This window comes from Nocardia fusca NBRC 14340 (assembly GCF_001618425.1).
Taxonomy (GTDB): domain Bacteria; phylum Actinomycetota; class Actinomycetes; order Mycobacteriales; family Mycobacteriaceae; genus Nocardia; species Nocardia fusca.
Genome location: NZ_BDCU01000060.1, coordinates 41,379 through 62,048, shown reverse-complemented (window position 1 = coordinate 62,048; position 20,670 = coordinate 41,379). Strand labels below are relative to the sequence as shown.

The 20,670-nt window shown below is 69.2% G+C and carries 16 protein-coding genes and 2 tRNA genes; 7 read left to right on the top strand and 11 right to left on the bottom strand.

What is annotated here, in order from left to right:
- Positions 1–56: 56 nt before the first annotated feature.
- Complete coding sequence (gene argS / locus NF4_RS33410) at positions 57–1,715, bottom strand: arginine--tRNA ligase (protein WP_063131397.1); 1,659 nt, start codon at positions 1,713–1,715, stop codon at positions 57–59.
- Positions 1,716–1,807: 92 nt separating this feature from the next.
- Between argS and NF4_RS33405 the strand changes: the two genes are divergently transcribed.
- The 3 genes from NF4_RS33405 to NF4_RS33395 all read left to right on the top strand — a co-directional run bounded on the left by NF4_RS33405 (position 1,808) and on the right by NF4_RS33395 (position 3,628).
- On the top strand, positions 1,808–2,746 hold the full coding sequence (locus NF4_RS33405; RefSeq protein WP_063131396.1) for a thioredoxin-like domain-containing protein: 939 nt from the start codon (positions 1,808–1,810) through the stop codon (positions 2,744–2,746).
- Positions 2,746–3,462: a DUF305 domain-containing protein gene (locus NF4_RS33400; RefSeq protein WP_084533773.1), complete on the top strand. Its 717-nt coding sequence runs from the start codon at positions 2,746–2,748 to the stop codon at positions 3,460–3,462. Before NF4_RS33405 ends, NF4_RS33400 begins: the two co-directional genes overlap by 1 nt.
- Positions 3,463–3,555: 93 nt before the next feature.
- Positions 3,556–3,628 (top strand) — tRNA-Arg (locus NF4_RS33395).
- A gap of 579 nt (positions 3,629–4,207) precedes the next feature.
- Here the strand turns inward: NF4_RS33395 and NF4_RS33390 are convergent.
- Both NF4_RS33390 and NF4_RS33385 read right to left on the bottom strand, forming a co-directional pair.
- The gene (locus NF4_RS33390; RefSeq protein ID WP_063131395.1) at positions 4,208–5,416 is read right to left on the bottom strand and encodes an FAD-dependent oxidoreductase; all 1,209 of its coding nucleotides are present in this window, start codon (positions 5,414–5,416) and stop codon (positions 4,208–4,210) included.
- Between the two features lie 167 nt (positions 5,417–5,583).
- Complete coding sequence (locus tag NF4_RS33385) at positions 5,584–6,615, bottom strand: hypothetical protein (RefSeq protein ID WP_063131394.1); 1,032 nt, start codon at positions 6,613–6,615, stop codon at positions 5,584–5,586.
- Positions 6,616–6,777: 162 nt separating this feature from the next.
- Between NF4_RS33385 and NF4_RS33380 the strand changes: the two genes are divergently transcribed.
- A complete protein-coding gene (locus NF4_RS33380) occupies positions 6,778–7,308 on the top strand; it encodes an Rv0361 family membrane protein (RefSeq protein WP_063814787.1) in 531 nt (176 codons plus the stop codon).
- Between the two features lie 16 nt (positions 7,309–7,324).
- Positions 7,325–8,737 (top strand): metallophosphoesterase, encoded by a 1,413-nt coding sequence (locus NF4_RS33375; RefSeq protein ID WP_063131392.1) that lies wholly within the window; start codon positions 7,325–7,327, stop codon positions 8,735–8,737.
- 64 nt (positions 8,738–8,801) lie between these two features.
- Here the strand turns inward: NF4_RS33375 and NF4_RS33370 are convergent.
- Positions 8,802–8,873, bottom strand: a tRNA-Cys gene (locus tag NF4_RS33370).
- Between the two features lie 179 nt (positions 8,874–9,052).
- Between NF4_RS33370 and NF4_RS33365 the strand changes: the two genes are divergently transcribed.
- Both NF4_RS33365 and NF4_RS33360 read left to right on the top strand, forming a co-directional pair.
- Complete coding sequence (locus NF4_RS33365; RefSeq protein ID WP_063060382.1) at positions 9,053–9,595, top strand: MarR family winged helix-turn-helix transcriptional regulator; 543 nt, start codon at positions 9,053–9,055, stop codon at positions 9,593–9,595.
- Between the two features lie 218 nt (positions 9,596–9,813).
- A complete protein-coding gene (locus NF4_RS33360) occupies positions 9,814–10,812 on the top strand; it encodes a DUF7159 family protein (protein WP_198165568.1) in 999 nt (332 codons plus the stop codon).
- Between the two features lie 28 nt (positions 10,813–10,840).
- Here the strand turns inward: NF4_RS33360 and NF4_RS33355 are convergent, their stop codons facing one another.
- From NF4_RS33355 to NF4_RS39885, 7 genes are all read right to left on the bottom strand, one after another.
- Positions 10,841–11,617, bottom strand: a complete 777-nt coding sequence (locus NF4_RS33355) for an enoyl-CoA hydratase (RefSeq protein WP_063131390.1) — start codon at positions 11,615–11,617, stop codon at positions 10,841–10,843.
- A gap of 170 nt (positions 11,618–11,787) precedes the next feature.
- Positions 11,788–12,537: an ESX secretion-associated protein EspG gene (locus NF4_RS33350; protein ID WP_157120736.1), complete on the bottom strand. Its 750-nt coding sequence runs from the start codon at positions 12,535–12,537 to the stop codon at positions 11,788–11,790.
- Positions 12,538–12,551: 14 nt separating this feature from the next.
- On the bottom strand, positions 12,552–13,349 hold the full coding sequence (locus NF4_RS33345; RefSeq protein WP_063131388.1) for an ESX secretion-associated protein EspG: 798 nt from the start codon (positions 13,347–13,349) through the stop codon (positions 12,552–12,554).
- Positions 13,346–15,922 carry a WXG100 family type VII secretion target gene (locus NF4_RS33340; RefSeq protein ID WP_063131387.1) on the bottom strand — a complete coding sequence of 859 codons (2,577 nt, stop codon included), beginning with the start codon at positions 15,920–15,922 and terminating at the stop codon, positions 13,346–13,348. Before NF4_RS33340 ends, NF4_RS33345 begins: the two co-directional genes overlap by 4 nt.
- 93 nt (positions 15,923–16,015) lie before the next feature.
- Positions 16,016–16,492 (bottom strand): YbaB/EbfC family nucleoid-associated protein, encoded by a 477-nt coding sequence (locus NF4_RS33335; RefSeq protein WP_157120735.1) that lies wholly within the window; start codon positions 16,490–16,492, stop codon positions 16,016–16,018.
- Between the two features lie 133 nt (positions 16,493–16,625).
- Positions 16,626–16,946: a hypothetical protein gene (locus NF4_RS33330; protein ID WP_063131385.1), complete on the bottom strand. Its 321-nt coding sequence runs from the start codon at positions 16,944–16,946 to the stop codon at positions 16,626–16,628.
- A gap of 38 nt (positions 16,947–16,984) precedes the next feature.
- Positions 16,985–20,620 (bottom strand): WXG100-like domain-containing protein, encoded by a 3,636-nt coding sequence (locus tag NF4_RS39885; protein WP_063131384.1) that lies wholly within the window; start codon positions 20,618–20,620, stop codon positions 16,985–16,987.
- Between the last annotated feature and the right edge of the window lie 50 nt (positions 20,621–20,670).

Genomic DNA, 20,670 nt, shown 5'->3' with positions numbered 1-20,670 from the left:
GTCTTCCTTCCTCGTCCACTGCCGGAACAGTCGGTCGATGCGTTTGCGGAGCGCGGTCACATCCGCTCCGGGGCGGTGACGCCGAGCAGGGCCAGGCCGTTGGCCAGCACCTGGCGGGTGGCGTTCACCAGCACCAGGCGGGCGGCGTTGACCGGCGATACGGGTTCGTCGCCCAGCGGCAGTACCCGCAGGGCCTTGTTGGTCTGGAACGGGTGGTAGGCGCCGGCCAGTTCCTCCAGGTACCGCGCGATGCGGTGCGGTTCCCGCAGGGTCGCCGCGCTCGCCACCACCCGGGGGAATTCACCGATGGTGCGGATGAGCGCGCCCTCGAACTCCGAATCCAGCAGGGCGAAATCCGGTGTCACCGTGTCATATTCGAATTCGGCGGCATTGCGCGCGATGGACGCGGCACGGGCGTGCGCGTACTGCACGTAGTACACCGGGTTCACACTGTCCTGTTTGGCCCACAGGTCCAGGTCGATATCGATGCTCGAGTTCACCGAGCTGCGCACCAGCGAGTAGCGGGCGGCGTCGACGCCGATGGCCTCCACCAGATCATCGAGCGTGACCACGGTGCCCGCGCGTTTACTCATCCGCACCGCCACACCGTCGCGCAGCAGGTTCACCATCTGGCCGATGAGCACCTCGACGCTGTCGGGGTCGTCACCGAACGCGGCGGCCGCGGCCTTCAACCGGCCGATATAGCCGTGATGGTCCGCGCCGAGCATATAGATGCACAGGTCGAAACCGCGCGACCGCTTGTCCTGCAGATAGGCGATATCGCCGGCGATATAGGCGGCGTTCCCGTCGCTCTTGATGACCACCCGGTCCTGATCGTCACCGTATTCGGAGCTGGCGATCCACCAGGCGCCGTCCTTCGAATACAGGTCACCGGAATTCTTCAGCGCGTCCACCGCACGTTCGACCGCGCCCGAGGCGAACAGCGAACTCTCGTTGAAATACACATCGAAATCCGTGCCGAATTCGTGCAGCGTTTTCTTGATGTGCGCGAACATCAGTTCCACGCCCTCGGCGCGGAACAACTCCAGCCGCTTTTCCGGTTCGAGTCCGGCCGCGCCGGGATGAGCGGTGACGATCCGGTCGGAGATCTCGCCGATATAGGCGCCCGCGTACCCGTTCTCCGGGGTCGGCGCGCCGGTGGCGGCGGCGACCAGCGATTCGGCGAACCGGGTGATCTGGGCGCCGTGATCGTTGAAGTAGTACTCGCGGGTGACCTCGGCACCCTGCGCGGCCAGGATCCGGCCCAGCGCGTCGCCCACCGCCGCCCAGCGGGTCCCGCCCAGGTGCACCGGGCCGGTCGGGTTGGCGGAGACGAATTCCAGATTGATCCTGGTACCGGCGAGCGTATCGGCGGTGCCGTAGGCGGCCCCGGCCGCATGCACCTGCTCGAGCACCGCACCCTGCGCGGACGCGGCGACCCGGATGTTGAGGAAGCCGGGCCCGGCGACCTCCGCGGCGGCGACGGCCTCGGTATCGCTCAGCGCCTCGGCGAGCCAGCCGGCCAGATCCCGCGGGTTGGTCCCGGCCTTCTTCGCGACCTTCATCGCTACATTGGTGCTGTAGTCACCGTGCTCCGGATTCCGGGGACGCTCCACATCGACCGTGTCGGGCAGCACCGCGGCATCCAGTCCACGTTCGGCGAGGACCTTCGCCGCGGTGGCGTGAAGGAGATCTGCAAGGTCGGCTGGAGTCACGAGTCTCTATCCTATGGTCCGAGTGGGTGCGCGCCGCGAGTGGGCACCGCAGCTCGGCACTGTTCATCGACGTGGAAAGAACTGGGACCGGTATGCCGAACAGGACGAGCGCCAAATCGGCGAAGGCCGTGAAGGCGGCGGGCAAAGTCGCGGGTGCGCGCGCGAGCAACAGCAAGAACAAGGGCAAACCGCCGATCACGCAGCGAATCCCCTGGCTCACCATCGGCGCGGTCGTGGTGCTCGCGGGACTGGTCGCGGCGCTGGCGGTGAACCTGGTGCCCAAGTACCAGGAGAAGGCCGCCCTGGAGAAGTTCACCCCCTCCGAGCAGCAAAAGGATCCCTCCGACCAGATCGAGGGCGTGGTGAAGAAGGAGTACCCGGCCGGTCTGCACGTCGACGCGACCCAGCGGGTGGCCTACGACCAGACCCCGCCGTTCGGCGGCCCGCACGACTCCTCCTGGGCCAACTGCATGGGCACCGTCTACGACAAGGCGCTGCGCGACGAGAACGCGGTGCATTCGCTCGAGCACGGCGCGGTGTGGATCACCTACAACCCGGACAAGGTCGACCAGGCCGGGATCGACACGCTGAAGAAGAAGGTCGAGGGTGAGCAGTACATGCTCATGTCGCCGCACCCCGGCCAGGAAGCGCCCGTCTCGCTGCAGTCCTGGGGACATCAGCTCACCGTGAACAGCGCCGACGACGAGCGGATCGGGCAGTTCATCACCGCGCTGCGGCTGAACAACTTCGCCTACCCCGAGGTCGGCGCGGACTGTGCGACGGTCGCCTTCGACACCCAGAACCCGCCGCCCTACGACCCGAGCGAACCGGGCCCCGACGCCGTGCCGATGGACGGCGCCGGCCTGCAGCCCGACCAGAGCGAACTCGGCGGTATGGGAGTACCCGGCGGAGGTCTGCCGGGCGGGCTGCCCGGCGGCATCCCCGCGATCCCGGGGATGCCCGGCACCCTGCCGGACCAGCAGGCGCCCGGCGCTGTGCCCGGACAGCAGGCGCCCGGGGCCGGACAGTAATGCCGGAAACGGGAACTCCCGATACCGGGCACCGGCCCGAGTCCGGGTTGCGCGCGCAGCTACGCGGCCAGCGCATCCCGCTGCTGATCATCGCCGCGATCGCGCTGCTCGTGATCGGGTTCGGCGCGGGTGTGCTGTTCGCGCCGGACCGGTCCGGCGGGCCCGAGCCGGGTCCGGTCGATATCGGATTCGCGCAGGATATGTCGGCCCACCACACCCAGGCGGTGGAGATGTCGGGGATCGCGCTGCTGGGCTCGGCCGATCCGGCGGTGCAGCGCCTCGCCTACGACATCCTGACCACCCAGCAGAGCCAGATCGGACGGATGCAGGGCTGGTTGCAGATGTGGGGCGCCCCCGCGCGCGGCACGGACGGCTACATGGGCTGGATGCACGACACCGGCCACGGTGACGACCAGCACAGCGGCGGTCACGACCACGGCTCCGGGGCCCTGGCCGCGATGCCGGGTATGGCGAGCACCGGGGACATCCAGCGGCTGCGCGACGCGCGCGGCACCGATCTGGATGTGCTGTTCCTGCAACTCATGCTGCGCCACCACCAGGGCGGGGTTCCGATGCTCGAGTACGGTGCCGAACACGCCGCAACCGGCGAAATCGGCATCCTGGCCGGGCAGATGCTCGCCGCGCAGCAGGGTGAGGCCCAGCTCATCACCGATATGCTCGCCGCTCGCGGCAGCCGGCCACTGCCCCTGAACTGAACCGCCACCTCGCGTTTTGGCCGCATCGGCGATGATGCGATACGCTGTGGTCCGCCCGATCGACCGGCTCCCGGTCGCACCGGGTGGATCCCCGCCCTCGTAGCTCAGGGGATAGAGCGTCTGCCTCCGGAGCAGAAGGCCGCAGGTTCGATTCCTGCCGAGGGCACGCACGAGGAAGGCCCCCGACCAGCTGGGTTCTGGTCGGGGGCCTTTCTCGTTCTCGGCCACGAACGCCCGAATGTCACGCGTCGGCACGGCTTCGCCCGAAGTCTTCGCTGCCTCTCGGCGCACCGTTCCACCTACGCGTGCGGACCCGGGCGGTGGCGCCGATCTACTCCTGCCACACCGCTGTGTGGCGGGATACGGTGCGGGCCGCCCACCGGCGAGATCGCCGGCGGGCGGCCCGCTGTCCGCTCCTCCGTCACAGGCCGGGGCCGATGCCGGGCATCATTCCCAACATCATCCCGAACATCCTTTGAACCATTTCCATGGCGGCGCCCAGATAAGGTTCGAACGAACCCATCGTTCCCATCTCCTTCACGGCGATTTTCTACTGGCCCCCGACTCATTCGCCGCTTACCGCATCCCCGCGGCCGGAAACAAGCAAACGGCGGCGACTTCCATCCACTTTCGAAATGGCCTACCGATGGTCTGTGCCTCGCCTGGCGGTACCGACCCGGCACGCACCGCCGACCTATCCGCCCGAGCCCGGCCCGGCGCCGGCGCGGGGCCCATCGGGCGGCGGCTAGTTGTTCGCGCGCTGGATCGAGCGCTGGACGAGTCCCCGGATACCGGGGAGTTGGATGGCGCGCAGCATGAGATCCCCCGCCCAGACATGCGCACGAGTGGGTGGGGCGAATCGGCTGATCCCCTTACGAGCGAGGGCTTGTCGCTTGCGGACCTCCGGGCGCAACGATTGCTCCCAGGCCTCGAGTGCGGTGGTGAGGTCGTCGCCGTGGGCCGCGAGGGCGGTACCGAGCCGGTCGGCGCCGTCGAGGGCCAGGGCCGCGCCGTAGCCGGCGAAGACCGTGACGCACCAGGCGGCATCGCCCAGGAGTACGACCCGGCCGCTACTCCACCGGTCGATGACGATCTGGCCGACCGAGTCGAAGTAGGCGTCGGCCGGGTCCGCGGCGAGCTGCTCGAGCGCTTCGGCCACCCCGCGACCCAGATCACCGAACGCCGCGGTGAGCGCCGGTGCGGCGCCGCGGGCGAGCTCGGCCGCCGGGTCGGCGCTGCGGTAGGTGAAGAACGCCGAGGACCGGTCCGGGCCCAGGTTCATCACCGCGGCGGTACGCCGGGGCCCGAGGAAGGTCGTGCCGACACCTTCGGCAACATGCTCGGGCACGGTGTCGAGCGGAAAGGCCCCCACCATGTGGTTCAGCTCGACCAGATAGTCGGATTCGGGGCCGAAGACGAGTTCCCGGATCCGGGAGTGCACACCGTCGGCGCCGATGAGCAGGTCGGCCCGCAGATGGGTGCCGTCGCTCAGGATGGCCTCGACGGCACCGGGTTCCTGGGTCACCGCCCGCACGGTGGTGCCGAATCGGATATCGATGTGTTCGGCCACCGCTTCGTACAGCGCCGATTCCAGGTCGCCACGGAAGAGACTCAGCGCCCGGTCTCCCACCGCGGCCTGCGCGACGGCGGGGGGAACGGTGAACTTCTCCCGCCCGTCGGCGTGGACGAGCACCGAGGTGAAGAACCCGATATCGCGCGGAGCGAGCGCGGGCACGAGACCGAGCCGCTCGGCGGCGTCGTATCCGGGCCCGTGCAGGTTCAGCAAGTAGCCGCTGCTCCGCCGTGCCGGGGCGCGTTCGAGCACGACGACGTCCCAGCCCTCCCGGTGCATCCGCAGGGCCGCCGCCAGCCCGGCGATACCGGCGCCCACGATCACCACCCGTCTCGCCCCGCATCCGCCGGGGTGCCGCACGGCGTTCTCGACATCGACCATTACCGCTCCTCGGAATTCGCTGCTGCGCCCATGCCGTCAACTAATAGTTGACGAACTCCACGCCGTCAACCTAAGGTTGACGAAGGCGCTACCGAGCGTCGGCGGCATCGGAGCTGCGGCACCTCGATACCGACCCCGGGAAGATCGAGCGGCCCGAGCGGGGCGGATCAGTCCAACGCGTTCGCGAGGCGGGCGTGCAGATCGAGCAGTTCCGGGATCTGGCCGGCCGGGCGGCGTCCCATCCCGCATTCGGTGGCGATCCCGAACTCGGGCAGGAACTCGGCCGCGGCCTTGATGCGGCGGCGAGCACCGTCGAAACCGTCGGAGGCATGCACCAGACCCAGGAAGACGGTGGTCTCCGGTTCTGTCGCCAGGCCCGCGAGCGGGGAGAAATACGCAGCGTCCGAGCGCTCCTTCGGGACGGGCAGGTGGATCCAGTTCAGCGGACGCTTCAGCGCGGTGGCCACACCGGAGGCCACATCGACCAGTTTCGAGGTATCGGCGGGTTCGACGAAATGCCGATGACCGAAATCGCCGTAACAGAGGTGATAGCCCAGCTCGACCCCGCCGGGGACCGCATCGCCGAGACGGGTGAGCCGCTCGATCACGCCGCCCAGCCGGGCGGGATAGTCGTCGCCGAACCAACACGGGAAGACGCCTTCGAACAGCGCGAATTCGACGGGCGCGTCCCACTGGATCGCCAGATCCTCATGGGGAATCGCCGAGGTGATCTGATCCAATTCGGCCAGGATCGCTGCCTCGTAACGGATCTCCAGTTCCGCCTGGGGGCCCGCGACGAACGCGCCGATCACCGAGATCGGGGTCGGCAGGCTCACCTGGAACCGGATGCCGGGCCGGAGCACACCCTGCGCGCGGAGCTGTTCGAACACCCGCCATGACGCCCGGGCGGCCTGTGCATACCCGAGCGTGCCGAAATCGATTGCCGACGCATCGATTCCGGGCGCCGGCTGCACCCGCTCGCTCGGTCCGTATTCCGGGCTCGGCGGCGGCACGGTGACAAGATTGGGGTGCGCCTGCAGTCTGGGCAGCTGCCACACCACGAAGTTGTCGCGCTCTCCGGTCTCACCGTCGGGGACTCGGGCGATATGCCCACCCAGCCGGGTGGCCACCTGCGCGAAGACCGCCGCGGCGTCGGAGAGCGGCACACTGCCGCACAGATGGACACCACGACCGGACATAGAACATACCTCCACACATTTGTCGGTTACCGCCGAAAGGAGTGTAGGAGCGCCGGCGCGGTTGCGCGCGCGGAACACTCGGCCCGGGCGACCCGCCGAACCGGACTTCGACGCGGGAGGTGTCGTAATGTTCGGAAAAATCCCCCGGGAACGGAGAATGATTTGACTCAACCACCGGCAGGCCCACCCCCGACCGGACCGCAGCCGCCCGACGGCAACCGGCCCCCACGGAAGCGGCGCACCGGCCTCATCGTGGGCGCGGTGGCGGCCGTGGTCGTGGTCGTCGCCGCCATCGCCGCCGTGGTGGTGCTGACCATGCAGGGACGCACCCCGCTGTCCTCCGACGACCAGCAGATCGAGGCCTCGCTGCGCGAGTTCTACGGCACGCTCAGCGACGACGGTTTCGCAGCCGCCACCCGGCTGGCCTGCAAGGCCGACCGGGACGAATTCGATGCCATGTCGGACGCGGAGAAATCCGAGGCCGAGAAGCTCGGATTCACCGTCGCCATCGACTCCGTCGACAATATCGTCGTGACCGGAGACCGGGCGAAAGCCGAGATCAAGGGCAAGTTCAGCCTGTCGGCGCCGGGCGGGGGCGAGGACGAGGAGATGGACGACAGCTCCGAAGAGAACCTCGTGAAAGAGGACGGCGAATGGCGGGTCTGCTCCTCCTCCGACAGCGACCCGAAATGATCGACGGCGGGTGCCGATGAGCTGCTGCGGACCCTCGCGCCGCACCGTGCTGGGCGCACTCGGCCTCGCGGCGCTGCTGCCCGCCGCCGGATTCTCCGGTACGGGCCGGGCGACGGCGGCGCCCGGCCCGGCGCGGGCGACCGAGCTGGAAGTCGTCACGGTCACCGATACCGCCGCCGTGCTCACCTGGACCAGCCGTGACCCCGGCAGCGCGCTCCCGGTGCCCACCGACGGCGAGCTACTGCTCGGCCCGGCGGACAGTGCCCGCCCGCTCCGGCCGGTCTGGGCTTCCGAGAGCCCCACCCCGTTCCACTACGCGCAGATCGACGGTCTGGAGCCGGGCCGCGCCTACCGGTTCGAGGCGCGATCGGCCGGAATACGGGCGACGCCCGCGCTCTCGGTCGCGACCGGCGCGCCCGGCACCCCGGAGACCACCGCGACGTTCACCACCCTGGTGCCGCCGCCGGGAAGGCTGTTGCGCACCCTGGCACTCGCCAACGACGCCCACTACGGGGAGACCGTGAGCGGTCTGGTGGCGGGCGGGCTGCCGCCCGGGATACGCCAGGAACCGGGTCTGCCGCCCTATCCGGAGGTCATGTTCGACGCCGTTCTCGGCGATCTGCGCCGCCCCGATCGCGGCGCGGAACTACTGCTGCTGGCCGGTGACCTGACCGCCGAGGCCACACCCGCGCAGGTGCGCGCGGTGCGTGCCCGGCTCGACGGCTGGGGCATCGACGGTCAGGATTACCTCGCCGTCCGCGGGAACCACGACCGCCCGCACACGGGCGCGGAATACGCGGACTGCCCGGCGGTTCCCGGTGCCACGGACCACCGTGATTGCTGGAGCGAGGTTTTCGGGACCCGGCAACAGGTGGTCGAACACGAACTCGGCGGTCTGCGCATCCTCGGCCTGGACACCAGCGCACTGGACGGCGCGGGCGGGGTTCTCGACACCGCGCAGTTCGACCGGGTCGCCGAACTGCTGCGCGCCGAACCCGACCGCCCCACTGTGGTTTTCGGTCATCATCCGATCACCGTGGAGGCCGGGCTCACCAATACGGCCGGTCCCGGTTTCGTGCTCGACCGCGCGACCGCGCTGCGGCTGCAGCGGTTGTACGAGGACGCGCCGGGGGTCTTCCTGCAGCACAGCGGCCATACCCACCGCACCCGCCGCACCCGGCCGGATACCGCGTGCGCGGTGGAATTCCTGGAGGTCGGCGCGATCAAGGAGTATCCCGGCGGGTACAGCCTGCTGCGGATCTACGAGGGTGGTTACACGGTGAACTTCTACAAGACCCGCACCCCGGAGTCGCGACGCTGGAGCACACTGACCCGCGCCGAATACTTCGGCCTGCTCCCCGAGTACACCCTCGGTACCTTCGCCGATCGCAATCACGCTGTGCTGCGGGATTTCTCGGGCCTCGGCTGACGAACCGATCCGCGCGCGGCCCGGGCCGGAATCGCCGACGATTCCGGCCCGGGCCGGCATACCGAGCGAGCGGCGGGAATCGAACCCGCGTAAACGGCTTTGCAGACCGTTGCCTGAACCACTCAGCCACGCCCGCGTGACTCGATGATCATGGCGTGCCACCGCCGCGCGGCACACAGTTGCGCTCAGCCGGATCGCAACCGGTGACAGCGCCCGGACCGGTGGCGGCGCGGCCCGGCCTCGCGGGTGACACCCGCCACCGGGGAGCGCCCACGACGCGGCTCACCGGCGCGGTGCCGTGCAATGATCGAACACATGTCTCGCCCCCGCCCGCTACCCCTCGACCCGATCCAGGAGGCCCACCGTCAATGGGTCGGCCACGGATGGGGTGCGGTCGCCGACGGGATGGCCGCGGTGACCTCACTGGTCCGCGCCCAGCAGATCGTCATGGCGCGCGTCGACGAAGCCCTGCGCCCGACCGGCCTGACCTTCTCCCGCTACGAACTGCTGCAACTGCTGAACTTCAGTGCCACCGGCGCGCTGCCGATGGCGGTGGCCAGCGCCCGGCTGCAGGTGCACCCGACCAGTGTCACCAATTCGGTCGACCGGCTGGAGGCGGCGGGGCTGGTGAACCGGGTACCGCATCCCAACGACCGCCGGGCCACCCTGATCGAGATCACCGATGCCGGAAGGGCTCTCGTCGCCGAGGCCACCGGCTATCTGAACGAGCGCGTGTTCGCGCGACCGGAACTGCCGCCCGACCGGTTGCGGACGCTGCTGCAGTTGCTCGCCGAGTTCCGCCACACCGCGGGAGACTTCGATACCGGCGAGGAACCGGCCCGCTGGGCCGAACCCTGACCGCATACCGGCCGCCCGGTGCGGGGAGCGGCAAACCCGGCCCGGAACAGGGCGTATCGGATGTTTGCCGGACCGGCACGGCGGCGAACACATGACAGCCGGGCACCCGTTCAGCAAATTTCTCGGGGGTTCGGCTTGGCAACGACCGACCCGCGGCGCACCATATGTTTATGGTGCTGGTTCTCGGGGTATCTGTAGGCGCCTCAGGTGCGCGTGCGGTGCTCACCCATTCGGATCAACCGCACCTGCCGCCGATCGATCGATGCCATATCCCGCGCCCGGCCCGCGCCTCGGTGGCCGAACCGGCTCTCATCGCGATCCGCCGCATGTACGGCGCCGCCGACCGGCGCGACGAGTACATCACCGGAACCGCGGTGACCTGCCATAACCGGGAGCAGGCCGAAGTGGTGGGTGACGCCCTCGGCACCGGCCGCGTCACCCTGGTGGACGAGCCGCTGGCACAGCTGCGCTACCTCAGGTTCACCGAGAAACTGCCGACGACCGGGGTGGTCTCCCTGTTCGACCTGGGCTCCTCCGGTCTGACCCTCACCCAGATCGACTGCCGCACCGATACCGTGCTGGCCGGGGCCCACTGCCCGGGTCTGGGCGGCGACGGCTACAACGAACTGCTGTGCGAATGGCTGGACTCCGCCGGTGTGTACACCGACGAGACGGCGGCCCGGCGGTACCGGGAAGCGCTGAGCAGCGCCCGCGTGGTGACCGCCGCCGACCCCGATACCGCCGAACGCGCGGTGATCACCCGAAGTGACCTCGCCGAACTCTGCGCGGACGCGGTGCAGTCGGCCGCCACACTGGTGCACCGGGTGGCCGAGCAGACAGAGGCGGCGCCGGATGCGGTGGCCCTGCTCGGCGGGTGCGCCCGCAACCCCACTCTGCGCACCCGCCTGAGCGAACTGCTGGACCTGCCGGTGGTATGCGATTCCGAACCGGAGTACGTCTCGGCGCGCGGCGCGCTGCTGTTCGCGGCCGAACGGCCCGCCGCCGGGATCCGCACGGCGCATATCCGGGCGGGCGGGCAGGTGGTGCCGCTGGCCCCGCCCACCGTCGGGCGGCGCAAGGTCTACGCGGCCGCGGCGGTGACGATCGGGCTGGGCGCGACCGTGGCCGGACTGCTCACGGCACAGAACGGGGCCGCGCAACCCACCCGGAACAACTACGTCCCCACCGACATCCTGGACGCGCCACCCGCGCCCTGAACCGGGCGCGGGCCGCGCACCGCCAAGATCAGCGGTTGATGAACTTCGCGGGCCGCTTGTCCACGAACGCCGCCATACCCTCGGACTGGTCCGCGGTCGCGAACAGCGAATGGAACACGCGCCGCTCGAACCGCAGGCCCTCGCCCAGCGTGGTCTCGAAGGACCGGTTCACCGCCTCCTTGGCGATCATGGCCACCGGCAGCGACATCGACGCGATGGTGGCACCGACCTCCAGCGCGGTGTCCAGCAGTTCGGCGGCGGGCACGATCCGGGCCACCAGACCGGCGCGCTCGGCCTCCTCGGCATCCATATTGCGGCCGGTGAGCACCAGATCCATGGCCTTGGCCTTACCGACCGCACGGGTCAGCCGCTGCGAACCGCCGATACCGGGGATGACACCGAGCTTGATCTCGGGCTGGCCGAACTTGGCGGTATCCGCGGCGATCAGGATGTCGCAGATCATGGCGAGCTCACAGCCGCCGCCCAGCGCGTAACCGGCGACGGCCGCGATGGTCGGCTTACGGAACTGGGCGAGCCGCTCCCAGCGGGCGAAATAGTCGTCCATGAACATGTCCATGTAGGACTTCGGCTGCATCTCCTTGATATCCGCGCCGGCGGCGAAGGCCCGCTCCGAACCGGTGATCACGACCGCACCGATCTCGTCGTCGCGTTCGAGCTCGTCGAGAGCGGCGATCACATCATCGAGGACCTGCGCGTTGAGCGCGTTCAGCGCCTTGGGCCGGTTCAGCGTGATGAGGCCGACCTTGTCCTTGCGCTCCAGCAGAATCGTCTCGAAGTCGGTCACAGCACATCCTCTGGTCGAAACGGTTATGAATATCGGTGACGATACCGCGCGGGTCGCCACCGGCGGCCAGGTGGTTTTGCCCGGTTGCGCCCACTCGGCGGACTAGACGTACCTCCGCCTTCGCTCCGGCCATGCGCGGACTGCGGACGGGCCAGGCCCGGCAGCGCCCTCTAGGCGGACAACCTGGTCATGATGTGCGCCATCTGCGCATCCACCCAGTCGGCCTGGGCGGCGCTGTCCATCCCGGTCGCGGTGTCGACCGGTTCACCCACGGTGATCGCGTACCGGCCGTCGCCCGGAACATCCCGCCAGGCCAGCCCCACCTCGACGAGGCCGCGCGCGCGGAACCCGAGATGGCCCTGGATCACTTTCACGAAACCGCAATCGGTGAGCGCGGCGGCGGGCGCCACGGCCGGCGCGACGTCATCACCTGCGTAGGGCTCGTTCCCGGCGTCCGCCAGTTCCTCGCGCACCGCCGCGGCGTCGCGTCCCGCGACCGCCTCGGGCAGCAGGCCGATCACGGTCCGTCCGAGTTCGGCCGGCGGGCAGTCGGCGATATCGAAACCGCCCGCATGGGCCAGGGTCTCCCCCGGCCGCTGGGTGATCACATAGCCGCGCGCACCGCGCCGCACGGCGTGGACGCGGGTACGCCGGCCGGGGTCGGCCGGCGCCCGGGTGTCCCAGGCGTGCGCGACGACCATGAGATCGGGGCGCGACAGAGTGGCGGTGAACGCGTCGAGTTCCGAACCGGCCACCCGGGCGAGACCGGCGCGCACCGCGGCCTTCTCCACCTCGTAGTCGTCGGCGTAACGAGTGCGGCTGGTGAAGACGAACGGGGCGGGCAAGCCGCCGATCCGGTGGTCCGCGCACAGCAGCACGAACTCCAGATCGGTCAGCTCCCGCCGACTCCCGGTTCCCATTCGGTCACCGGCGGTCATTCCTCGGTCTCCATATTGCGATCCAGCCGGGCCACCACCACGGCGACCTGCTCGTCGACCCATTCGATCATCCGTTTGGTACCCATCGCCGTCGCCGACGGTTCCGGCTGCCCGAGTGGGATCACATACCGCCCGTCGTCGGGCAGATCCCGCCACAGCAAACCCATTTCCACGATGCCGCGCGGTCCGAACTTGGACCGGCCCTGGCTCACCTGGACATAACCGGTGCCGGTGGCCGGGGTGTTCAGGAAGGCCGCGGTGTAGGCGGACCCGTCGTCATCGTCGTCGTTGTCGGAGATGAACGACAGGAGAGGCCCGCGGTCACGGTCGGCCGCCGCCGGGTCCGGTATCGGCATATCGGGCAGGCGCCCGGCCCGGGCGAAGGGCACCAGGCCGAGCACGGTATCGGCGAGCGCCCGCGGATCGCAGCCGACGATATCGAAACCACCACTGTGGTCCATGGTTTCGCCCGGACGCTGGGTGATCACGAAGCCGCGCGCCCGCTGCCGGAGGGCGTAGGCGCGAGTGCGCGCCTTCGGATTGTCGAAATCCTGATCGTCCCAGGCCTGAAGAGTGACGACGATATCCGGTTTCGCCAGCGCACCACCGAACCCGCTCAGTTCACCACCGAAGCGGTCACGCAGTGCCCGGCGCGTCTGCGACACCTCGTAGGCGTAGTCATCGGCCAGCCGGGTGCGGCTGGTGAAGGTGAACGGGTCGGGCATTTCGCCCTGCCGGTACTCGTCGCAGAGGACCTTGAACTCCAGATCGGTCAGTTCCCATCGCTCGCTCACGGCTCGATCACCGGCTTCACCTTGTCGGGCCCGTCATCGAACACTTCGTCCAGATTCGCCCGTGAGGTCAAGAACTTCGAGGGTTTGTACTCGTTGTTCTGCCCACCCTGGGCGGCCGAGCCCGGAGCGCCGCCGCCCATCATCGGGGCACCGCCCGGGCTGCCGTAACCCGAAGACCCCTGCTGCTGGCCCAGTGCCTGGAACTGCTGGGATTCCGCCGCGGGCAGCGCGGCGCGCGGGAACAGCTGAGAGGAACGGGTCTCGACGGGCTGGGTGGCGGGCACCTCGGGAGCGCCGCCGCCACCGCCCATCCCGCCGCCGGCCCCGCCACCCGCGCCGCCGCCGATGGCCGGTTCGAGCAGTCGGCGCAAACCCTGTTCCAGCTGGGCCGGATCGGTGAGGCGCTGGAGTTCCTCGAGACCCGGGAACATACCGCCGAGCTGGGTGAAGGCCTGTAAGCCCTGGGTGAGGGAACCCACCAGCTTGTCGAGGATGCCCTGCAGCGGGGACGACGATCCGCCGGTGCCGCCGGTGGTGCTGCCCGGATTGTTCGGGTCACCGGCCCGTGGAACATTCGGATCGTTGCCGCCGGTCTGCGACGATTCGCCCTCGCCGCCCAACATATCGGTGAGAAGGTCGGACAGAGGCAGGTTCTTGAACGAATCCGCGACCTTGGAGGCGTCCACGCCGGGAATGTTCTCCAGCAGTTCGCCGACCGTGGGCATCTTGCCTCCGAACAGGCCGTTCAGCAACGATTCGAGTCCCGACCCGGAACCGTCGGCACCGCCGCCCAGGAGATCCTCCAGGGCGGAGCCGGGGTCGTTGCCGGTGAGCAGATCCTCCAGCGACGGGATATCGGGCGTCTGGGGGGTACCGCCGGGCGAGGATTGGCTGCCGCCCTTGCCTCCACCCTTACCACCGCTCTGGCCACCGCCCCTGCCGCCACTCTGGCTACCACCCGTACCGCCACTCTGGCCGCCGGGGATCCCGCCGCCGGAGCCGCCCTCGCTACCGCCGGAGCCGGAACCGGAACCGGGGCCTCCGGGCATATTGCCCGCCACGTTCTCGAGCTGTTCCTTGCCTGCGGTGAGGCCCTCTTCGTAACCGGTCTGGTAACCCTGCTCGTACTGCTGCTGACCCTCGCCGCTGCCCGGGCCGCCGGCCGAACCGGAACCGCTGCCCTGGCTCGAGCCGGGCCCACCACCGGAAGAACCGGGCCCACCACCGGAACCGGCGGTTCCACCGAAGTCCGCGCCGCCGCTCCTGCCACCGGCACCCGAGCCGGAACCGGAGCCGGCGCCGAAACCTCCCGGACCGCCACCGTAGCCACCGCCGTAGTCCCCACCGGAGCCGGAGCCGGAGCCGCCGGCGCCGCCGCTGCCCTGCCCGTCGGCGAAGCCCTGCTGGTAGCCGTCCTCGTATCCCTCCTGATAGGTGCCGCTGCCGGAACCGGATCCGGAACCACTTCCGGAGCCCGAACCGGAGCCGGAGCCGGATCCCGAACCGGAGCCGGAGCCGGAACCACTGCCCGAACCGGACCCTGAACCACTTCCGGAACCCGAACCGGAGCCACTACCCGAACCCGAACCGCTACCCGAACCGGAACCGCTACCCGAACCTTGACCGGGCGGCGCGGCAATGGGCCCGTCCAGGACCGGCATGACCGATACCGTTTCCTTCAGCGGATCCAGGTAGTACTTCTGGAGGAAGTCCCGGAACCACCCGGTGATCTTGCCGGCGCAGCACCCGCTGGGCGGGTTGGGATCATTGGGCATGAACGCCTTGGTGAAGCTCAGCCACGTCGCCGTATAGGCGAGACTGTCGCGTACCTGCTCGAGTGCGCCGACGAGCGGCTGAATATCTTTGCGATAGGTGCGAATAGCATCCAGAGCGGCCGCGGAGCCCGCACCTTTCCACGAACTGCTCAGTGGCATGATCTTGTCCACCAGCGAATTCAGCTTGGCGTTCAGATCGCCGGCATACGATCCCCAGGTCGCCGAGGTGTCCATCACGGCCTGCGGGTTGATGGACTGGCCGTGATCGTACATCTCCCGCCAGCCGACGGAATCCTTGTTCTCGATCTTGACGATATCGCCGGGATCCTTGTTGCCCGAGTAGTACTTCATCCCGGTGGGGATCGGGGGCAGCGAATCGGTCGGGATCTCCCCGCCGGAAGTACTCGGCTTGTATACCGCCGCACCTTCGGGGATCTTGATATTGCCCAGCGTATCCGCCGACGACTGGTCGACATCGGTGTAGGCCTTACCGGCCGCCACGAAGAGCTCCTTGAAACCCTCCAGGATCTTGGCGTGGTCGTTCAGGATCTCGTAGAGCCGGCTGCCCTTCCCCGAATAGACACCCGCCAGCTGATTACTGGAGCCGAGTGCACCGAAGATCGCCGGATCCAGCATGTCGATCTTCAGGTCCACGATGGACTGCGCCATACCGCGCATATCGTCGACCAGATCGGCGGCCGCCCGCGCCGCGGTGATCGCGTCCTTCGGCGAGAACTGCAGATGGCCCTCGTTCGCCTGAGTGGTCAGGTCGGTCAGAGTGCTCGGTTGCAGTGCCATGGAAATTCACCTTCCGTAACGCGTATCACGCGCGGTCGTGACGAACCGGTTCGCGGGCCGGATCGAGAATCGGCCGGCGCCGGGCGTGCTCTGTCAGTCTCGGTCCGCGACCACCGACCGCGGCCCCGCGTCGTCCGGGTCGTCCGATGCGTTGCCGGGCCATTCGGGGGAACTCGGCGCCACCGTCGGGGCGGGCGTCGGCTGTGGGATCAGCCCGCCCAGATCCGGTGCCCCTTCGACCATCTCGGACAGCTTGGGCAGCGAACCGCGATGCTCCAGTAGCGGATTCATCAGTTCGCGGGCCTTGACCTGAACCTCCCGCGCCGCCTGCTGCACCGCCAGGGTGATGTTCTCGGCGATCTCGTCCATGGTGAGGTCGGCGACGTCCTCGGCGAACCTGGTCTCGATCAGCAGACCGTCGGCATTGACCGTCACCTCGATCCGCTTCTCACAGACCAGCGCGGTCGCGGTGAGCAACGAGCGTTTCTTCTGCACCTCGGCGATACCACGCATCTGAGTGCTCAGTCCGGCGAGCATGGTCGCCATATCTTCCTGCAGACGTTCGTTCACCACGGCGCTACCTCAGTCCTTCCGGTCCGGGAGTGGACCCGCACCGCGGGCCACTTCCCGGATTACAGCGCAGCACATTGAATACCGAGTGGCGCGCAAGGAAATTCGGCACACCACCCCGCGCGGACCGGGCTCAGAACTGCTCGTCCATCGACCGCAACTGCCCCACCGCGTCACGCTGACCGGTGGCGAAAGCGCCGAAAGTCCCCGAGATACCGTCGACACCCTCGAGCAGATTCGGTTTCGAGGTGCCGTAGCCGTCGTTGTTCTGACCGTTGACGAACTTCTCGCCGAAGGCGTCGTTACCCCACGGCTGATTATCGGCCTCGTCCTCGAGCCCGTCGAGCCGGCCACGCAGCCGCTCGCCGACGCCGTGCACGGAATCGGCGAGTTCCTGGGTCAGCACCGCGGCCCGCTCGAGCTGGTCGGGGTCGACTTCGACACGATCCACCATAATCGGATCTCCTTCTCTTTCCGCTGGTCACCGCCGCATCACGTCAATGTGAACGGCACATCCACGCCCGCGGAGTCGTTCCCCGGGGCGCCACCCACCACTTCGCCCGGTTGCACAACCGCGCCGTCGGGCACCACGGCGCCGGGCAGCACCACCGCACCGTCGCCCATCACCGCGCCCTTGCCCACCACCGCACCGGGATGGATCACGACGCCCCTGTGCACTTCGGCGTCCTTGCCCACCACGGCGCCCTCTTGCACCTGCGCCCCGGGGTGGACGACCGCGCCCTCGTGCACCTCGGCGTCCTTGCCCACCACCGCACCGGCGCCGATCTCCGCCCCGGGGCCGATCGTCGCCGAGGGGTCCACCGCCGCTTCCGGATCGATGACCGGGGGCGGCGGAGTGGCGCCGGGCGGCTCATCGGCCGGATCGTCCGGCTCGTCATCCGGCGGGACGGCGCCCTCGGGCAACCAGTCGCCGGTGGGCACATCCGGCCCCTGGAAGTCCACGATCGGATACGGCACCTTCATCGGCCAGCGCTGGGGCCGCGGCTTCCCGCGCACATCCTTGCCCTCGCCGAGTTCGTCGTGGATCGGGTTGTTCGCCCGCTCCGCGTACGCGTCCCGGTACGCCTCGTAGGCCTCTCGCGAACCGGGCTCCAGGCCCCGCAGCTGCCACAGTGGTAGTGGCTGCGGCACCGGTGGCCGGCCCGGCGGGGCTCCGGGTAGCGGGGGCAGGGGCCCGGACGGCGGTGGGCCGGGTGGCGGTGGCGGCGGACCCTGCTGCTGCGGCAGCCCCGGCGGAGGCGGGGGCGGACGCCACGGCGCCGGTGGCGCACCCTGCTGACCCGGCGGCGCCGGGGGCGGACGCCACGGCGCCGGAGGACCGTGCTGCTGCAGCGGTTCCGGCGGAGCCTGCTGGTGCGGAGGCAGCGGGAAATTCGACAGGGACACCGAATCGTCGGAGTCCGACAGCGGTGATACCGGCCGGGACAGCGGCGAAACAGGTCGCGACAGCGGCGAAACAGATCGCGACGGTCCGGATTCATCGTCCGTATCCCGAGAGAACCCGAAGTCGTCGTCGGCGTCCCGATAGAACCCGGACCCGTCGTCCGAATCCCGGTACAGCCCGGATTCACCCTCCGAATCCCGGAAGAACCCGGGCGGGTACACCGGACGCGGTGCCACGGGCGGCGGGTCCGGCCGCAGCGGTGGGCCCTGATGGCCGCCCGGTGGTGACGGGAACTGCGACAGCGACACCGAATCCTGCGAACTATCCGATAGCGACTCCCGGTCCCACGACTCCCGCCCGGGCGGCAGCGGGAACTGCGACAGCGACACCGAATCCTGCGAACCGTCCGATAGCGACTCCCGGTCCCACGACTCCCGCCCGGGCGGCAGCGGGAAGTCCTGACGGGGGTCCCACGAACCGTCGGAAGGCGACTGCCGCCCGGACAGCGAGCCGGTATCCGATCCCGAGTCCGTATCACCGAACCACTGCGATTCCTGCTGCCGGCCATCGCCGGACAACCCGGCCGGAGGTACGGACCTCGAGGGATCGGGTTGCCGGGAGGGCTGCTGCGTGGACTGCGACGACTGCTGCTGGGCGGCGGAGGACTGTGCGGCGGACTGCTGAGTGGACGACTGCGGCTGACCCGCCGGCTGCACGGTATGCGATTGCCCCGGTGGGGGTGGGGGCTGGTGTGAGGGCTGGGTCTGCGGCGAAACATGCTGCACCGTGGGCGAATCCGGCCGCGGCGTGCCCGGTTGCGATTCCCCCGGTGGCGATCCGGTGTTGTCCGAACCCGAATCGGAGATGAATCCGTACCGACCATCGAACCCGTCATTGCCGCCCACCGGCCCGAACTGCCCACCGAACCCGTGGTTGTCGCCCGCCGGGCTGTTTCGACCGCCGAATCCGTCGTCACCACCCATCTGGCCGAACTGCCCACCGATCCCGTCATCACCACCGAAGTGGCCGTACCGACCACCGAACCCCTCGTTGCCGCCCGCCGGACCGAACTGCCCGCCGAATCCGCCGTTCCGGTCGTCCCCGCCCAGAGCGCCCGACATCATCGCGCCGTCGGAGCCCTGTATCGGCGTTCCGCCGACGACGGCACCACCCGAGCCCGGCGTCCAGTTCCCGCCGGGCGAAACACCACCCGCGGTGGACAGCGAGGACTCCGAGGAGAACCACGAGCTCTGAGGCATGTGATCGGACCTGAACCCGCCCGGGTTCCCGCCGGGACCGCCCACCTGCCCGCTGTTCCCCTGGATGTTGTTCAGCTCGATGCCTCCGCCCCGATCACCACCGAAGCCACCGCCCCGATCACCACCGAAGCCACCGCCCCGATCACCACCGAAGCCGCCACTCCGGCCCCCATCGCCACCACCGGAACGACCCCCGTCACCACCGGAACGACCCCCGTCACCACCGGAACGACCCCCGTCACCACCGGAACGACCCCCATCGCCACCACCGCCGCGACCCCCATCGCCACCACCGCCGCGACCCCCATCACCGCCGTTGTGTCCCCCATCCGACGAACTCGGTGCGAACAGGCCGGGGCCCTCGTATTTGGGGATACGCCACGCCTGCCCCCGGAACCAGTACTCCGACCGGAACGCCGACACATCGGTGAACCCGTCGGCCGTTTTCGGGATATAGCTGTTGAAGGACGCGCCGCCACGTACCCCGCCGACAATGCCGCCCTGGGCGATATTGCCGACCCAGCCCGGCGCGTTGGAAAAGGCGGAGAAGTCACCGCCGGCCGCGAGCGCGGTGGCGAGGTTGCCGAAGACCGCGCCGAAAGCGTCCGAGGTGGCGCCGATGAACATGCCCCGGAAGGTGCCCATGCCGGGGTTGTAAACCAGTTTGGGCGGTAGTTTGCTGAGGCCGTGGTCGACGAGTTCGCCGAAATACCGGCCGAATTCGCGGGCGGGAATCGCGCCGGCCGCGCCACCGAGGGCCCCCAGGCCGAACTCCTTACCGTTGAACTCGTGACGTTTGCCGTCGGCGATCTGGCCGGCCTGGATACTGCCGTTGATCGCCATCGGCACCACCGCGCCCTCGATGGCGCGGGCGCCGTACACTCCCCAGCCCTTGGCCGTCGGCCAGACCGGGTTGCCCTTGGCGAGCTCTTTCCAGAAGTGCCGTTTGGTCTGCGAACCGGCCGCGCCCAGCCGCCGGGCGATATTGGAGATGGTCTTCTGCACGGCGTCCTGGATGAACTTCAACGCCGAGCGCGTCGAGACGATCGCGGCGGCCTCCACGGCGGGGGCGGTCGGCGGGAAGAGCCAGGCCCAGGCGATCTCGATCGCCAGCCAGCACAGGGTCACGATGATGGTGAGTTTGGTGGCCTGCAACTCGGTGCCCATATCGAACGTCGAGTCGTACTGCGTCATCATCAGATTCGCGATCTGCTCTAGTGAGTGATCGCCGCTGCGGAACTGGTCGTAGCGCGCACCCATCTCCGTGCGCGCGGCGCCCTCCGGATAGGCGCCCATGGTCGCCTGCTTCGCCTGATCGATCTTGACGAGCAGCGCGGTGAGTTCGTGGCTCGCTTCCTCCCAGGCCGCGGCGACCGCCCAGGCCTTGTCCTCGTCGCCGTCGGGCCACTCGGCTCCGGCGATCCAGCCCAGCCAGCGCAGTTCCTCCGGTAGATAGAGCGTCATACCGGCCGGGCCGTGACCATCCGACCTTGCTGGCTCACCGCTACCTCCCT

Coding starts and splice junctions, on each gene's coding strand:
- NF4_RS33330 (WP_063131385.1), bottom strand. CDS start 16,946: ATGGTGGATCGTGTCGAAGTCGACCCCGACCAGCTCGAGCGGGCCGCG.
- NF4_RS39885 (WP_063131384.1), bottom strand. CDS start 20,620: ATGACGCTCTATCTACCGGAGGAACTGCGCTGGCTGGGCTGGATCGCC.
- NF4_RS33390 (WP_063131395.1), bottom strand. CDS start 5,416: ATGGTCGATGTCGAGAACGCCGTGCGGCACCCCGGCGGATGCGGGGCG.
- NF4_RS33400 (WP_084533773.1), top strand. CDS start 2,746: ATGCCGGAAACGGGAACTCCCGATACCGGGCACCGGCCCGAGTCCGGG.
- NF4_RS33365 (WP_063060382.1), top strand. CDS start 9,053: ATGTCTCGCCCCCGCCCGCTACCCCTCGACCCGATCCAGGAGGCCCAC.
- NF4_RS33340 (WP_063131387.1), bottom strand. CDS start 15,922: ATGGCACTGCAACCGAGCACTCTGACCGACCTGACCACTCAGGCGAAC.
- NF4_RS33350 (WP_157120736.1), bottom strand. CDS start 12,537: ATGGGAACCGGGAGTCGGCGGGAGCTGACCGATCTGGAGTTCGTGCTG.
- NF4_RS33405 (WP_063131396.1), top strand. CDS start 1,808: ATGCCGAACAGGACGAGCGCCAAATCGGCGAAGGCCGTGAAGGCGGCG.
- NF4_RS33385 (WP_063131394.1), bottom strand. CDS start 6,615: ATGTCCGGTCGTGGTGTCCATCTGTGCGGCAGTGTGCCGCTCTCCGAC.
- NF4_RS33375 (WP_063131392.1), top strand. CDS start 7,325: ATGAGCTGCTGCGGACCCTCGCGCCGCACCGTGCTGGGCGCACTCGGC.